Below are 661 nucleotides of genomic sequence, written 5' to 3'. Positions count from 1 at the left end.
TCCAATCGGGTGACGGCGTAGGTGTGTTCGGTGGCCTTACCGTTCACGGTTTCCGTGTAGGTGTGTCCGGTAAATTGCAGGGTGTCGGTGCCGTTGTTGGCGGACCAGACGGAGGCGGACAGCGTTTCGATGAACGCCTTGGTGTCATCGTCGTAGTTGTCGATGGCTTTGCGCTGCGTGTCGGTGAGGTCGGGATCAGCCTCCTCCTTTTCCTGCTGCTTTTCCTCGTCAGTTTTCTGTTCCTCCTCCGCCTGCTGTTGCTGCTGGGCGGCAATGTCGGCGCGGTGGTGGGCCACGTTGACGGCGCTCATGGCGCTGCCGCCGATGAACACGATGAGGAGGAACAGGCAGATGAGGGCCGCCGTCCGGTGTTCCGTGACGATTTTTTTGAACTTGTCCATGTTGGTTGTCCTTTCCTTTACCACGGCCAGCCGTAGACGACCCAGCCGCGCCCGTTCTCCGCGATCCAGTCCGTTAGTGAGCTGGTGCGGATGCCGGAGGAGATGCTGTCCATGACCTTGCCATCTCCGATGTAGATGCCGGTGTGCCCGTAGATTGCCCCGGCGGAGCCGCTGCCGTACTGGGCGGAGATGATCTGCCCGACCTTGATGTTGGCCCAGTCGGAGGAGGTGGCGTATCCGGCGAGGATGGAGTTGCCGTT

General features: G+C 61.0%; 2 protein-coding genes. Both read right to left on the bottom strand.

Annotation, left to right across the window (positions count from 1 at the left end):
* Window positions 1-401, bottom strand: a 401-nt coding sequence (locus B5G37_RS14805; protein ID WP_143483015.1) for a hypothetical protein, incomplete at its 3' end; no start/stop codon positions are given.
* Window positions 402-418: 17 nt separating this feature from the next.
* On the bottom strand, window positions 419-661 hold a 243-nt coding region (locus B5G37_RS15465), incomplete at its 5' end, for a hypothetical protein (RefSeq protein WP_343229717.1).

Source organism: Pseudoflavonifractor sp. An85, from assembly GCF_002161235.1.
GTDB lineage: Bacteria > Bacillota > Clostridia > Oscillospirales > Oscillospiraceae > Enterenecus.
The sequence above is the reverse complement of the archived record's forward strand: the minus strand, read 5'-3'. Positions and strand labels throughout refer to the sequence as shown.